The sequence below is a fragment of the uncultured Ferrovibrio sp. genome, assembly GCF_937960835.1.
GTDB lineage: Bacteria > Pseudomonadota > Alphaproteobacteria > Ferrovibrionales > Ferrovibrionaceae > Ferrovibrio.
On the sequence record NZ_CALGPC010000004.1, the window covers coordinates 61,186 to 72,923 of the forward strand.

Annotated in this window: 12 protein-coding genes and 1 pseudogene; 2 read left to right on the top strand and 11 right to left on the bottom strand. The window is 62.5% G+C overall.

Going from position 1 to position 11,738, the window contains the following annotated elements; all coding sequences use genetic code 11:
* The first annotated feature begins 265 nt into the window (after positions 1-265).
* Positions 266-1,033, top strand: coding sequence for an IclR family transcriptional regulator (locus Q0603_RS03860; RefSeq protein WP_298722338.1), 768 nt, complete (start codon positions 266-268; stop codon positions 1,031-1,033).
* 19 nt (positions 1,034-1,052) lie between these two features.
* On the opposite strand, the gene Q0603_RS03865 is transcribed toward Q0603_RS03860, so the two are convergent.
* The 9 genes and pseudogenes from Q0603_RS03865 to Q0603_RS03905 all read right to left on the bottom strand — a co-directional run bounded on the left by Q0603_RS03865 (position 1,053) and on the right by Q0603_RS03905 (position 9,295).
* The gene (locus Q0603_RS03865) at positions 1,053-1,856 is read right to left on the bottom strand and encodes a crotonase/enoyl-CoA hydratase family protein (protein WP_298722341.1); all 804 of its coding nucleotides are present in this window, start codon (positions 1,854-1,856) and stop codon (positions 1,053-1,055) included.
* Between the two features lie 13 nt (positions 1,857-1,869).
* On the bottom strand, positions 1,870-2,892 hold the full coding sequence (locus Q0603_RS03870; protein ID WP_298722345.1) for an acyl-CoA dehydrogenase: 1,023 nt from the start codon (positions 2,890-2,892) through the stop codon (positions 1,870-1,872).
* Positions 2,892-4,022: an acyl-CoA dehydrogenase family protein gene (locus Q0603_RS03875; protein ID WP_298722348.1), complete on the bottom strand. Its 1,131-nt coding sequence runs from the start codon at positions 4,020-4,022 to the stop codon at positions 2,892-2,894. The genes Q0603_RS03870 and Q0603_RS03875 overlap by 1 nt, the downstream gene beginning before the upstream one ends.
* Before the next feature lie 9 nt (positions 4,023-4,031).
* A complete protein-coding gene (locus tag Q0603_RS03880) occupies positions 4,032-5,177 on the bottom strand; it encodes a CaiB/BaiF CoA-transferase family protein (protein ID WP_298722351.1) in 1,146 nt (381 codons plus the stop codon).
* A complete protein-coding gene (locus Q0603_RS03885; protein ID WP_298722354.1) occupies positions 5,174-6,382 on the bottom strand; it encodes a CoA transferase in 1,209 nt (402 codons plus the stop codon). The genes Q0603_RS03880 and Q0603_RS03885 overlap by 4 nt, the downstream gene beginning before the upstream one ends.
* A 63-nt stretch (positions 6,383-6,445) precedes the next feature.
* The gene (dctP, locus tag Q0603_RS03890) at positions 6,446-7,201 is read right to left on the bottom strand and encodes a TRAP transporter substrate-binding protein DctP (RefSeq protein WP_366132443.1); all 756 of its coding nucleotides are present in this window, start codon (positions 7,199-7,201) and stop codon (positions 6,446-6,448) included.
* A pseudogene (locus Q0603_RS03895) lies at positions 7,155-7,469 on the bottom strand (hypothetical protein); the annotation flags it as partial. The pseudogene Q0603_RS03895 and the gene dctP, both read right to left, overlap by 47 nt.
* A 30-nt stretch (positions 7,470-7,499) precedes the next feature.
* Positions 7,500-8,789, bottom strand: coding sequence for a TRAP transporter large permease (locus tag Q0603_RS03900; RefSeq protein WP_298722360.1), 1,290 nt, complete (start codon positions 8,787-8,789; stop codon positions 7,500-7,502).
* Positions 8,786-9,295, bottom strand: coding sequence for a TRAP transporter small permease (locus Q0603_RS03905; RefSeq protein WP_298722363.1), 510 nt, complete (start codon positions 9,293-9,295; stop codon positions 8,786-8,788). The genes Q0603_RS03900 and Q0603_RS03905 overlap by 4 nt, the downstream gene beginning before the upstream one ends.
* A 326-nt stretch (positions 9,296-9,621) precedes the next feature.
* Here Q0603_RS03905 and Q0603_RS19310 point away from each other — a divergent pair, with 326 nt between their 5' ends.
* The gene (locus tag Q0603_RS19310; RefSeq protein WP_366132444.1) at positions 9,622-9,801 is read left to right on the top strand and encodes an RES domain-containing protein; all 180 of its coding nucleotides are present in this window, start codon (positions 9,622-9,624) and stop codon (positions 9,799-9,801) included.
* Positions 9,802-10,070: 269 nt separating this feature from the next.
* On the opposite strand, the gene Q0603_RS03910 is transcribed toward Q0603_RS19310, so the two are convergent.
* Together Q0603_RS03910 and Q0603_RS03915 are read right to left on the bottom strand one after the other, a co-directional pair.
* Positions 10,071-11,321 carry a HipA domain-containing protein gene (locus Q0603_RS03910; RefSeq protein ID WP_298722366.1) on the bottom strand — a complete coding sequence of 417 codons (1,251 nt, stop codon included), beginning with the start codon at positions 11,319-11,321 and terminating at the stop codon, positions 10,071-10,073.
* Positions 11,321-11,626, bottom strand: coding sequence for a hypothetical protein (locus Q0603_RS03915; RefSeq protein WP_298722369.1), 306 nt, complete (start codon positions 11,624-11,626; stop codon positions 11,321-11,323). The genes Q0603_RS03910 and Q0603_RS03915 overlap by 1 nt, the downstream gene beginning before the upstream one ends.
* Between the last annotated feature and the right edge of the window lie 112 nt (positions 11,627-11,738).

Below are 11,738 nucleotides of genomic sequence, written 5' to 3' on the forward strand. Positions count from 1 at the left end.
CGAACTGCAGAATAGATGCTCACCCAGACAAATGTTCAGCGCCGCGCCGGCCGGCCGGCATCCTTGTGATCGGGAATGACGACTGGCCGGCGCGGCCAGGCATGCCCGCGCAGCTCCCGCAGCCTCGGCTCGGAGAAGACCGCAAGCTCTTTGCCGCATGGCATTTGGAGGATGTCGATTTGGCTTTCATTCCGCTATTATGGCATTCATATGAACGTTGCACGACGTCAAGGCAAATGGCTGCGAGGCAAATTTGAAGGAACCCGTGCGCAAGCAGAAAAAGAGCAGTGAAGGGAGCGGCGCCAATGTCCGCGCAGCCTCGCGGACCATCGATCTCTTCGAGGCCTTCGCAACAATCCGCCGCCCGATGACGGTGTCGGAGCTTGCGCGGGTACTGAAGATTCCCGTGTCGAGCTGCTTCACCATCATCCGCACTCTGGAGACGCGCGGCTATCTCTACAGCACCCCGCCCGGCACCAGCTTCTACCCCACGAGCCGGCTTTACCTGGCTTCCCAGGACATAACCAAATCCGACCCGGTCCTTTCCTCCGTCGGCGATACCGTGCGGCATTTGCGCGACGAATCGGGCGAGACCGCAATGTTCGGCAAGCTCTCCCGCAACAAGGTGATCCTGCTGGCCGTCGAGGTTCCCCCGGGCCCCTCGCGCTACATGCCGCAGGTCGGCGATATGCGGCCGGTTTATGCGACCTCAATCGGCAAGGCGTTGCTGGGCTCGCTGCCGGATGCGGCACGCGACAAGATTCTCAGTCAGATCGAGCTGGAAAGGCTGACCCGAAAGACCATTACCGATCTGGCGCAGTTGAAGCGCGACCTCGACCTGAGCCGGCGGCGCGGCTGGTATGTCAATGCCGAGGAAACCATTCCCGACATGACGTCCCTTGCGGTGCCGCTGACGCTGCGGGGCGAATATTACGCCCTTGCCGTTTCAGGACCGAGCGTGCGCATCAAGGCCAACCTGCAGGCCAATCTCGACCGCCTGGCTGCGGCAGCCAAGGTGATCAGCCGCTCCTAGTCTTGCAGCTGGCGCCCCGTTATGCCCTGCCGGCGGCACCGGCGATCCGGTCCAAGGCCGCCTGCAGCGCCTCCCGGTGTTCGCGGGTGTTGTGAGCCAGCGCCTGCATCGCCGCAGAAACCTCCAGCAGCTGGTTCATCTGCATATTGCGTCCCAGCCGCAGCAGCCGCTTGGTCATCCTGATCCCATCGGCGGGATTGACCACAATACGGCGCGCCAGGGCCAGCGCCTCGTCCATCAGCCGCTCCGGCGGCACCACCTTGCTGACCAGACCGATCTGCAAGGCGCGCGCAGCATCGATCGCCTCGCCGGTGAACGCCATCTCGCAGGCATCCGCAAAGCCGACCAGCCTGGGCAGCAGCCAGGCACCGCCATCGCCGGATACCAGGCCGAGCTGGACGAAGGTTTGCGCAAAGCGAGCCTGCTCGGAGGCGATCCGGATATCGCACATCAGCGCAAGATCACATCCCGCCCCCATGGCAGGACCATTGACCGCCGCAATGGCCGGAATCTCCAGCGCCTCGAACAGCTCGGGCAGTTGCTGGATGCCCCGCCGATAGGCCATGCGCGTCACCTCCGGCTGGTTCCGGTCGACCAAAGACGATCCGTTTTGCATCCCCTTCAGGTCGCCGCCAGCCGAAAAGGCGCGTCCATTGCCGGTCAGGATCAGGCATTTCACGTCGCGATCGGCATTGAGGGCATAAATGGCCTCGACCACCTCATCGATCATTTCAACATCGGTGAAGGCATTGCGCTTCTCCGGCCGGTTCAGCCGCGCGATGGCGATTGAATCCTGCCTCTCGACGATGATTGCCGGCTCCATTCCGATCCTCCCGTTAGCCCGTGATCATATGCCAAAGATCGGCAGCCTCGTCCTTCGCAACCAGTTCTCCCAGCCGACCGCTCCAGTAGCGCAAGCTGCCAAACTCGGCGCGCCAGGCCTGTATGGCGGTGGTGTGAAGCCGCAAATCGTATTCCCAGGTATAGCCGATGGCGCCATGGACCTGATGCGCCACACCAGCACAGGCCGCGCCGGCCAGGCAGGCATTGATCCTGGCCGTCGCGACCGCCATCTCGCTGGGCTCGCCCGCACCGAGGCGGTCATAGGCCGCCTGGACCGCGAGGCGGGCTGCCGCCAGCTTGCTGGCGGCATCGGCGATCTGATGCTGCACGGCCTGAAAGCCGGCCAGCGGTCGACCGAACTGCACCCGCGTCCTGGAATATTCGATGGCCAGTTCCAGGGCCTTGCTCGCGCCTGCAACAATCTGGGCCGAGCGCATGGCAGCGCCGCGCAACCAGAGCAGATCACTGAAGACGCCGGGCAGCATGGCCAGTGGCCGCAGCTGCTCAAAGACAACCATATCGCGGGGATGACCTGCCAGATTGGCGGCCCGCGTCACCGATCCGCCTGCCAGGGCGACCAGCGCCACGCCATCGCGCAGCGGCAGCAATGCATGTCCGGCATGCCGCCCCCACGGCAGGTGCCGAACAATGCCGGACAGCGCGCCATCCGAAAGGCTCAGCTCCTTGCACTGGTTGGGTGCCGCAAAGGTCAGCGGCCCGGGAGGAATGGCCGCTCCGGCTTGTGCCAGTAGGGCACCAACGGCGGCAGTCTCCGGCAACGGCAAGGCGGCAGCCATGGCTGCCGAAGCCTCGACGACTGCAAGTTCCTCCTCCCAGCCGCCATCGGAGCCGCCCAGATCCGCGGGCACGGACGGCAAGGTGAAACCGTCCTGCTCCAGCGCGGGCCATAGTTCCAGCCAGGCCGCTTCGGGAGGAAGCTTCCCGCCGCAGCGCAGCGGCGAGATCGCCTCAAGCGCGTGTTGGACCGAGGCGTAGACGGGATTTTGTTCAGACATCAGCGCATCCCCAGGCCGCGGGCGATGATGCCGCGCAAGATCTCGCGCGCACCGCCACGAATGGAGTAGGACGGGGCATGGAGCAGGTTCTGGGCCAACAGCCGTTCATAGGATGCCGCACTGTCCGGATCCGGCATTGCGTCCAGACAGTTCAGCAAAGCCTCGCCGATATCCTGCTCCAGACGGGAGCCAAGCTCCTTGACCAAAGCCGCTTCCAGATTCGGCAGTTTGCCTTCATCCAGCATTGCCGCCACCGAGATCGACAACGACCGCAACGCCATGAACCGGCCCGTCAGTTCTCCGAGCATCTCAGGCGGCAGTTGATGCCCGGATTGCCGCAATTGCCGCAGCAGGACAAAGGACGACATGAAGCGCTCCGGGCCGCTGCGCTCGAAGGCCAGTTCACTGGTGACCTGCTCCCAGCCATTGCCCTCGCTGCCGATCAGCCGGTCTTCGGGCACGAAGACATCGTCGAAAGTCACTTCGTTGAATTCGTGCTCGCGCGAGATGTTGGGAATCGGCCGGATGGTCAATCCGGGCGATTTCATGTCGATGATCAGCTGCGACAGCCCCTGATGCCGCTGCGATCCCGGACTGGTGCGGCATAGCAGCACCATGAAATGCGACCGATGCGCATTCGAGGTCCAGATCTTGCGCCCATTCACAATCCAACCGCCCTCGGTCCGGTCGGCCCTGGTCCGCAGGCTTGCAAGATCGGATCCGCTGTCGGGCTCGCTGAGGCCGATGCAAAAGAACAATTCCGCCCTCAGGATAGCGGGAAGATAGGCCTCTTTCTGCGCCTCGGTGCCATAGCGCAGCAGCAGCGGTCCGACCTGGCGTTCGGAAATCCAGTGGGCCGCCACCGGAACGCCTGCGGCCAGCAATTCCTCCAACAGAATGAAACGCTCAAGCGCCGAACGCTCCTGCCCGCCATACTGCTTCGGCCAGGTCAGTCCAAGCAGCCCTTCTTCGGCCAGGCGACGGCTGAAGCCGGCATCGAACTGCGACCAGCAATCGGCGCGCGGCGTCTGTGCGGCCGGATCTCTGGATAGAAAGCGGCGGATCTGCTGCCGGAAATCGCTGTAGGCCTCAAGATCGGCATTCCGGTAGGTGAAGCTGAAATGCGTCATCGCTCCCTCCTATGCAAGCAGTCCAGCCTGGCGCAACGAAGCCACCATGTCGGCAGTCACGCCCCAGGCGGCAAGCGCCTCGTCCGGATCGCCGCGCCGCGCCATCTGCGGCTTCGCATCATTGCCTGGCATGCGTGGCGCGGGGACCGGCTGCAGCACGCCGTCGATTTCGGTGAACGAGCCGCGGCTGACGAGGTGAGGATGATGCGGCGCTTCCGCCACCGATAATACCGGGGCCACGCAGGCATCGCTGTCGGCAAAGAGCGCAGCCCATTCATCTCGCGACCTGGTCCGCAGGCGTGCGGCGATCAGGTCGCGCACCCGCTGCTTGTCCTGCGGCGTTGCCGGAACAAGATCGCCCCCGCGCAAATCCAGCCCCAGGATGTCGACGAAGACTTCCCGAAAGCGGGTTTCGATCGGAGCGACGGACAGATACTTGCCGTCGCTGCATTCATACACGGCATAGAAGGGATCGCTGCCATCGAGCGCATTGCTGCCGCGTTGCGTGGAAAACAATCCGGCGGCGTGGATGCCGTAAAAAATGGTCATCAGCGACAGCGCGCCATCGACCATGGCCGCATCGACAACCTGCCCCTTTCCCGAACTGCGCGCCGAGATCAGGGCGGCCAGCACGCCCATCGCGGCATAAAGGGCGCCGCCGCCGAAATCGCCGACCAGATTCAACGGCGGCACCGGCGGGCCGTCCTTGAGGCCAATGGCATCCAGCGCGCCGCTCAGCGCGATATAGTTGAGATCATGGCCGGCGCGGCTGCTCAGCGGCCCCTCCTGACCCCAGCCGGTGACCCTGCCATAGACGAGGCGGGGGTTGCGCTTGAAGCATTCCTGCGGCCCCAGGCCGAGGCGCTCCATGACGCCTGGCCGGAAACCCTCCAGCAGGATATCCGCCTTCTCGATCAGGGTCAGCGCCATGGCACGCCCCTCGGCAGACTTAAGATCGAGATCGATGCTCGGACGGCTGCGCAGCAGAAGGTTGTAGCGCTCCGGCTTCGGGGTTCCCATTTGCACCTTGACCATGCGGTCGATCCGCAGCACCTCGGCCCCGAGATCGGCAAGCAGCATGGCTGCCATCGGACAGGGACCGATGCCGGCGAATTCGACGACGCGAATGCCGGCGAGGACGCCCTTGCCGCTCATTCCTCGGCGCCCGCCGGTTGCATGACGACCTGGCTCGCGGTCAGCGCGGCGATGCGCTCTTGTGAGACGCCCATATCCTGCAGGATATCCCGGTAATCCGCGCCATGACGGGGAGCCGGACGGTTGTAATCCGGTTGCGTGCGCGACCATTCCGACGGCACGCGCATGGACAGCACCCGCCCTTCGGAAGGATGCTCGCATTCGCGGAAGAAGCCGACTTCCTGCAGATGCGGGTCGTCGAATACATCGTCCAAAGTGTAAAGCGGCGTTGCCGGGATATCGGCTTCCGCCATCACCTTGAGCCACTCGGACGTCGTGCGGGTCAGCAGGATCTTTGCGACAATGTCATAGAGCGCGTCGATATTGCGCGTGCGCAGGCCGATATCGGCAAAGCGCGGATCCTTCTCGAATGCCTCCAGATGGCCGACGGCGCGGAAAAAGCGGCGCCATTGTTCGTCATTATAGGGCAGGATCGCGAGATATCCGTCGCTGGTAGGAAAGGGGCGACGGCTGCGCGAGAGCTGCCGCGCATATCCGGGCGGCCCGAGCGGCGGCACGAAGCCGCGGCCACCGATATGGTCGCCCAGAACCACGCTGGTCATGGTTTCGAACATCGGCACGTCAATGCGCTGCCCCTTGCCGGAGTTTTTCCGCTCATAGAGGGCCGACGCCACCACCAGCGCCGCATACATGCCGACGAAACGATCGACAACCGGGAATGGTACATAGCGCGGATCGTTGCCCGAGGACTGGCTGTACAAGGACGGGATTGCCGTCATGGCCTGAATCAGGTCGTCATAAGCCGGTCGCGTGGCGTAGCGCCCCCTCCGGCCATAGCCATAGACGCCCACATACAGCAAGGCTGGATTGACCTCGGCAAAGGCCTCGTAAGCAAGGCCCAGCTTCTCCATCACATGGGGACGCAGGTTATAGACCAGCACATCGGCCCGGCGCGCCATGTCGAGCAAAAGCTCCCGCCCCTGCGGCCGTTTCAGGTCGATGACGATGCTTCGCTTGTTGCGATTGACCGCGAGAAAAGCCGCGCCCATGCCCTTGTGCCGCATCGGGCCGATGCCACGTACCGAATCGCCGTTGGCCGCTTCGATCTTGATGACATCGGCGCCGAAATCGCCCAGCAGCTGCGTGGCATAAGGCCCCATCAACACCGTCGTCAAATCCAGAATTCTCACGCCAGACAGCGGCATCACGCGCCTCATCGACCATAAAAAATGGCCCCGGCCTGCATCAGGCAGACCGGGGCTATGCCTTCAGTTTGCCTTCAGGGCTTCCCTGTATTCCTTCAGCACCGCGCTGCCGGCCCGACCGCGCTTGTCGAGGTCGGCTGCCCATTTTTCGGCGACATCGGCGGTCTTGCTGGCGAATTCCGCCTTCTCTTCTGCCGAAAGCTGCAGCAGCTTCGTGCCGCCCTGCACCAAGCGATCGCGGTCTTTCGCATCGTCCTGCATGACCAGCTCGCAGTTCCGGCGTGTGTATTTTTCGCCAAGCGTGGTCATGATCTCTTGCACATCAGCCGGGAGAGCATTCCACTTCGCCTCACTGATGAGATAGGCGGAGATCCAGCCGCCAAAATTGAGATCCGTCGTGGCGGTCTTGACCAGCGGATGCAGGTCATAGGGGAACAGGCTGGAATAGACGAACATGATGCCGTCCACGGTGCCCCGCGAAAGCGCCTCGCGGACTTCCGGGGTCGGAATCTGCACCGGGACGGATCCGAAGCGCTCCATCACCGCCGCCTTGGCCGAGCCGGTGACGCGGATCTTCATGCCCTGCAGATCCTTCAGGCCATTGATCTGCTTGCCCGTGAAGACCTGATACGGGGGGCAGGTTCTGCACCAGGATCGGCCGCACCTTGTTGGCTTCGAAGTCGAGCCTGCGCAGCTGACTGTTTTGGTTGACCACCTTGTAATAGGCCATCGCGCCGTTGCAGCCGACCGCCTCGGGCAGCGGAAGCTCGGCCACCGGCGACAGCGGCATCTTGTCCGGCACGATCGAAGGGACGACATAGGCGATGTCGGTCACGCCGGACTGCGCCAGCATCAGCATGTCCTTCAGCTTGCCGAGCTGTTCGGCCGGGTAATGCTCGAACTTGACCTTGCCGCCGGTCTTCTCGGTCACTTCCTCCATCCAGGGCTTGGTCATGTAGCGCGTGACATAGTGTCCGGCGGGAAATGAATCGGCCACCTTCAAGGTGATCTGCGCCTGTGCATTGGCCGACCATGTTGCGGCCAGAGCCAGGCCAAGAATGGCCGTCGTTGTCAAAGCGGGCTTCACGATAGCGTTCCTCCTATTCCTTCTTGTTGGCTATTGCATGTTCTGCGGCAGCCAGAGCACCAGGCCGGGTACTGCGGCGAGCAGGATCAGCACGAGGATATGCGCGACGATGTGCGGCACGACGCCCGCAAACACAGTCCGCAGCGGCATTCCCGTGGTTTTCGACACTACGAAGACATTCAGGCCGACGGGCGGCGTCACCATGCCAAGTTCGGCCGTCACCACGACAATGACGCCGAACCAGATCGGGTCGAAGCCAAGTGCCTTGATGACTGGCAGCACGATCGGCACGGTGAGGATCAGGATCGCCGCCTGGTCCATCACGCAGCCGAGCAGGATATAGCCGAACAGTATGATCGCCAGGATCACATAAGGATCGAGCGGCAGGGTGGAGACCCACGTCACGATCGAATAGGTGGTACGGGTCAGGGTGAAGAAGTAGCCGAAAATATGCGCGCCGATGATGATCAGCAGGATCATGCAGGTGGTCTGCACGGCGCGCGAGCAGGCGTTGACGAAGCCCTCTCGGGTGAAATCGGGGCTGCGCAGAGCCAAAAGGAGTGCGCCCGCCGCGCCAATGGCAGAGGCCTCGGTCGGTGTTGCCAGTCCGGTATAGATGCAGACCGTAATCAGGCCGAAGAGCAGCAGCATCGGCCCGAGTTCCTTGAGCACTCGCAGCTTCGCCGCCCAGCTGGCCGAGGATGCCCTCGGCGCCGCTTCTTTGTCGATCAGCACTACGCCCCAGACCGTCAGCATGATGGCTGCCGTCACGATCAGTCCGGGAATGACGCCGGCGATCAGCAGCTTGCCGACGCTGATATCGGCGATTACGCCGTAGAGCACGAGGGCCACGCTGGGCGGGATCAGCATCGCAAGCGTCCCCGATATGGCGACCACGCCACTGGCCAGCTTGGGATCGTAGCCCTGCCTGAGCATCGCCGGCAGGCTGGTCGAGGCCAATGTCGCTGCCGAGGCCGTGCTCGAGCCCGAGATGGCGCCGAAGCCAGCGCCGGCCAAAGCTGTGGCCATGGCCAGTCCGCCGCGCAGCCGTCCGACCCAGAGCGCAGCGGCATTGAACAGGCCATTGGCGATGCCGCTGAGGATGACGAACTCCGCCATCAGGATGAACATCGGGATGGAGACAAGCTCGTATGAATTGACGCTGGACAGCGTCGTGGTCTGCAGAATCCCCGACAACACGCTCCAGCCGCCGAGCATGTAAAGGCCGAGCGCGCCGGCGATGCCGAGCGCGAAGGCCACCGGCACCCCGAGGATCAGCATCGCAGCCAATGCCAGAGTCGCGATCAAGACGAGGCTCATTGGCTATGGCCTCCCACCGCCGCATCGCGATCAAGGTCGTCTGGCGATTGGAACACCTGATAGATCAGACGCAACACGAAGAAGGTCAGGCCCAGGGCGACCATTGCGTAAATGGGCCAGGTGATCCACACCCTGGGGCCGATGATCTCTTCGCCGGTCTCAATGGCGATGCTGCTCTTCTGCACATAGAGATGCCAGGTCGCAGCAAAAAGGACGGTCGCGACTAGGTTCCCGAGTCGGAAGAGCAAGCGGCGGCCGCGCGCCGGCAAAAGCTGCACCAGCAGATCGACGGCAATATTGCCCTGGCAGCGCTGGACATAGCCCAGCGGCAGGAAGAACAATGCTGGCATCAGATAAAGGCCGATGAAATCGTAGGCCCAGGCCAGCGGTGCGTTGGCGACGTAGCGCAGCACCACGTCGCAGGCGATGATCACCATGATCAGCAGCAAGGCGGCGATGCCAACGGCCCTTGCTGCATCCTCGCAGAAGCGGATGACCCTGCTCACACGTTTCTCCCAGGTATTTTTCGACATCATGGCTATTCTTTCAGAATATGGAAAGAGAATTCTGATATCTTTGTAACTGTTTGTTTTAAATCACTTTTCATATAAGAATTTTATTTTAACGGGTGCATTTAGCCGGGTTTGTCCCTTAAAGTAGTCGCGCGATGCGTCAGGAAGGGGGGCAAGCATGAAATCGCCGTTCGCCCTGAACGGCTCGAAGCCATCTTCGAGCTGGAGTCCCTGACCAAGCCTCGTCTACGCGATGAAGCTGGCGAAATAAGGCTCATGCCGCAGAAGGACCGGATCAGCGGCCCGGCACGAACGTCATCATGGCGGCTTTCACCCACCTCAATCCCGATGGGAGCCGGTTTACCGACGGGACCTGTGGCGTGTTCTACGCGGCCAACATCCTCGACACGGCCATCGGAGCACATCCATCTGGAGCGGCGAGGGTCGGGTGGCCTCTCCTCAGAAACTCATGGGGACCGATTTCCGCGACGACTGCGTGATCTTTCAGGAGGGGCTGAGCAACCACAAACTATTTGGGGGATTTCATGAATGACTGTTGCACCAGAAAACCTGATGATCGTGAAGCAGCATGCTGCTGCCTACCCCGCCTTTACGGAATCGATGATTCGCGGGTGGATTTCAATGTGGATAGAAATGGCTTCAATGTCTGCATCATCCGTATTGGCGGACGGGTGCTGATTGAGCGTGCGGCCTTCGAGCACTGGCTGGAGGCGCACCGTGTCGCAACGCGCTAGCCGGCCGACGCCCTTTAGGCGAGCGCCTTCCTGGCGTCCTCGTGCTCGAAGGCCGATGCCATGCGCTCGATCTCGCGCGATGATATGCCCAGCCTTACAGCCTCGCCTCGCCAGTCGGCAACAGCATGTGCGACCTGCCGAGCAATATCCTTCGCCTCCCCCTGCCTGAGGCCGTAGTAGTCGGCCGTGCTAAGCGCCAACTCGAAGGAAGCCGTAGGATCATCCATGTCGATGGCCGTGGAGAGGATGCGCGGGCGAATGTCCACGGGCACAGGATTGAGATCGTAGGCGGGCGACAGTCGCCAGCCCTCATAGCTGCAATACAGGAACCCATAATTCCGCAGGTGGTCGTCGGTATTGGAGATGAGGACGCTGAACACGATCCGCCGCCAGAGCTGGGCAAGATCGTCCTTGGTCGCGGCCCCGTATTGCCGCAGAGCATCGGCGATCTCCAGGTAGGAATGTTGTTCGTTGTCGTTAGCGCCCAACATGCTCATGGCGGACAGGAACGGGATACGCGCACCACCGGCGCGGTCGAAGCGGCGAATGAGAATGACAGGCTTGCCGCCGATGCGCTCGATACGCCAACTCGGCACGGCAATCCCTGCCTTCTCAGCCAGTGACAGAGCGACGCCCTCCCATAGGACCACGCTGATGTCGTCCTGCTTGTGCGGGAACTTGGCCAGCGCCAGGTGGCCGTCATGGTCGCGGACGGATGCCTTGGGGCGTGCACCACCCAAGGATGAGCCTGGCACGATCAGCAGTCGCAGATCTTCGTCATCCTCTTCCTCATTGGCAAGCCGCTCGGCTGCGGACAGCAAGCGGGGCAGTTCGATCAGCGGCGGAATCCGCACACCGTTTTCCGGGGCCAGAAACGGCCCATCCAGGTCGGACTTGAACCGCAAGGCTCCCTGACGCGCCACATCGTCCACCATCAGCAAGAAATCTGCCTCAAACAGCGTGCGGGGCATCTGTCCTTCCCGCTCGGCACGGCGACGTTCGGCACGGCGCATGAGCACGCGCCCCCAACGGTCGGAGGCAGAATCACCAATCGCGCCAAAGAGGGTTTTCTCCGGTGGCGTATGGAATGGCCCCGGCGCAAGCGCGAATGCGGGCTCCAGCGCAAAGCGCTCCGGGTGAACGCGCCATGAAGGATCATACTCAAAGGTGGCGCTCTCGCGCCCCTTGCGGATACGCGACCACAGGCGGCCGACCAGGATCGGCTTCCCTTGAAGGTCGATGTAGACGAACATCTCGCGGTTCATCAGCCATTCCCCTTCGGCCTCTGCGGGCTGCGGATGCGCTGCGGCAGCAATTCATCTTCCAGGCTGAGGCCGATGGCGTCGTGTTTGGGGTCGGCCAGTTCGGCCAGGCGTTCTGTCATACCAAGGACAAAGAGCACCGTGGCGTAGATGCCCAGGCTGACGCTGGGGTCTCCCTTCTCAACCTTGGTAAGCGTCACACGGCTGATGAGCGCGCGCTCTGCCATGATCGTCGTCGGGATTCTCCGGCGGCGGCGTGCATCGCGGATGTCCGCGCCCAGTTTCTTGAGAGCGCGGCGCACCGGCATGGGCAAGGTCGCTTCTGGTTTGGCCCTCATAATGCTCACTAAACTTTACACTATATGACTTAGTGTAAGCAATAGTTAACATTAACTCAATCCGGCCTTTTAGGCGTCGGCC

Excerpts from the sequence above, each read along its gene's own strand:
- dctP (WP_366132443.1), bottom strand. The coding sequence starts at position 7,201 with ATGTCGTCCCTTCGATCGTGCCGGACAAGATGCCGCTGTCGCCGGTGG.
- Q0603_RS03875 (WP_298722348.1), bottom strand. The coding sequence starts at position 4,022 with ATGACGCATTTCAGCTTCACCTACCGGAATGCCGATCTTGAGGCCTAC.
- Q0603_RS03885 (WP_298722354.1), bottom strand. The coding sequence starts at position 6,382 with ATGCCGCTGTCTGGCGTGAGAATTCTGGATTTGACGACGGTGTTGATG.
- Q0603_RS03880 (WP_298722351.1), bottom strand. The coding sequence starts at position 5,177 with ATGAGCGGCAAGGGCGTCCTCGCCGGCATTCGCGTCGTCGAATTCGCC.
- Q0603_RS03900 (WP_298722360.1), bottom strand. The coding sequence starts at position 8,789 with ATGAGCCTCGTCTTGATCGCGACTCTGGCATTGGCTGCGATGCTGATC.
- Q0603_RS03865 (WP_298722341.1), bottom strand. The coding sequence starts at position 1,856 with ATGGAGCCGGCAATCATCGTCGAGAGGCAGGATTCAATCGCCATCGCG.
- Q0603_RS03915 (WP_298722369.1), bottom strand. The coding sequence starts at position 11,626 with ATGCCGGTGCGCCGCGCTCTCAAGAAACTGGGCGCGGACATCCGCGAT.
- Q0603_RS03910 (WP_298722366.1), bottom strand. The coding sequence starts at position 11,321 with ATGAACCGCGAGATGTTCGTCTACATCGACCTTCAAGGGAAGCCGATC.
- Q0603_RS03870 (WP_298722345.1), bottom strand. The coding sequence starts at position 2,892 with ATGTCTGAACAAAATCCCGTCTACGCCTCGGTCCAACACGCGCTTGAG.
- Q0603_RS19310 (WP_366132444.1), top strand. The coding sequence starts at position 9,622 with ATGGCGGCTTTCACCCACCTCAATCCCGATGGGAGCCGGTTTACCGAC.